This window comes from Mycobacterium sp. IDUB_19 (genome assembly GCF_055419445.1).
Genome location: NZ_JBVAXR010000005.1, coordinates 82554 through 84341, shown reverse-complemented (window position 1 = coordinate 84341; position 1788 = coordinate 82554). Strand labels below are relative to the sequence as shown.

The 1788-nt window shown below is 66.7% G+C and carries 2 protein-coding genes; both read right to left on the bottom strand.

What is annotated here, in order from left to right:
- Positions 1–875 (bottom strand): anti-sigma factor RsbA family regulatory protein (locus tag ACZY0B_RS06680; protein WP_463763246.1); only part of this gene is annotated, 875 nt, incomplete at its 3' end.
- A gap of 173 nt (positions 876–1048) precedes the next feature.
- On the bottom strand, positions 1049–1788 hold a 740-nt coding region (locus ACZY0B_RS06675), incomplete at its 5' end, for a FadR/GntR family transcriptional regulator (protein WP_463763245.1).

Sequence of the window (1788 nt, the reverse complement as noted above, 5' to 3'; positions counted from 1 at the left end):
ATGGCGTTGACCAGAAACAGTCCACGGCTGGCCGGGCCGGCCGGGCCCGGATCCAGGCGTCCCACCAGCGGGTCGTCAATTCGTCCACTGTCGCGCGCCTCGCACACCAGGTGGTCGTCGTCGCGCCAGAAGGCCAACCGGCACGCGCCGTCGGTGTACATCAAGCTATTGGTGGCCAGCTCCGTGGCCACCAGTTGCAGATCTTCGATGCCGTCCTGGGACAGCCCGACCCAGCCGGCGTAGTTGACGGCGAACGACCGAGCCGGCCGCAGGTCCGCGGACTTGCGGACCATATACGTCACGGCACCCGGATTAGCGGGTAGTGGCTGATTGCACTGTGCCAGCACGTCATCCGGCGCGTAGTCCGCGCTGTGTTGCGGCGAGCCGCACTTCCATAACAGCGGATGCGTCGCACGGGCGCTTGCCAGCACGTCCTCGCCCAGCCGCTGCGCGTCGTAGAGGCACAGCGCGGTCAGCGGGCGACCGTCAAACGCGCTGTTGACCAGCGCCTCATGCTGCATGCAGGCCAAAGACTCATCCGCGCTGCGCTCGGGCCAGAAGACTTGGCTGACGATTCGGGCGCGCCGGTCGGCGTTCTCCTCGACAAAGGAGCCTTCCAGCGCCAGAAACCGGCTCGGGTTGCGGCCAGCCTCGGCGATGTCGACCAGCCGCAGTCCGGTGGTCGAACCCTCCCCGCCCAGCGCCTCGCGGAGCCACGCCAAGTAATCGCCGGGAACCGCGACGAGTACCGGCTCGTCCATCGCCAAACCTTCGAGCACGAATGGCACCACGGCGTCCAGGTACTCCCGCTGCGAGTGGTAGAGGAGCGCGGAGTGAACGAAGCCGTGTTGCTCGTTCTCCGTGCCCCTGATCATTTCGGCGCTCCCGCTTTCCATCACCAATGCCAACCCCCTGCCGGACTGGCTCTCCTTCCGGACCGGCTCTCCGTTACGTATCCCCGCGCCCCATTACCCATCCCAGTACCCCGCGCGTGGCTTCCCTATGCAGGAAACCGATCACAAACCGGCCTCGGCTAGAAGGACGTTCGTCACAGCCACCACGAGGCGGCGGCGTCGAGATGTCGACGAACGCGGTAGCGCGCCAAGCTGTCGTCGCCGGACGTGATCGCGTCGAGAATCCGCAGATGCGCGTGCTCGACGGCGACGACGTCGTCGCGGGCCGGCGGCTCCTGTCCGGTGCTGGACCAATGTCGGCGGAACAACTCGACGATGATCCGGAGGAAGAGGTCCAGCAGCGCGTTGCCGGCCAGCTGAGCCAGTCCGATGTGGAACCGCAATTCCTCGGATGTCGCCTGACGCACATCATCAGCGGTGTGCAGGGAGTGGTCGAGTGCGGACCGGTGGGTGTGCAGGAAAGCCGCCACCTCGGGTTCGGCTCGTCGCTTGACGACCTTGGCGACGTTATCGATCTCGATCGAGTCCCGGACGCAGCGCAGGTCTTCGCGGCTCGGCTTCCGGAATTGCAGATACAACGCGATGGTGTCGATGCTGGCTTGCGCATGGGGCTGTGTGACGACCAGCCCACCGCCGGGCCCGCGGCGCATCTGCGCGACCGAGTGATATTCGAGTAGTCGCACCGCCTCGCGCAACACCGCGCGGCTCACCCGATAGCGCTCCAGTAAGGCACTCTCGGTGCCGAAGACCGAACCGACCTGCCGGCCGCCAGAGCCGATCTCGTCGCCGATGGTGGCCGCCAGCACCTCCGCCAACTTGCCGCGAGGGACATCCGCGTCGGCCGGCTCACGTCTGCGGCCCTTTCGCGTTCTCC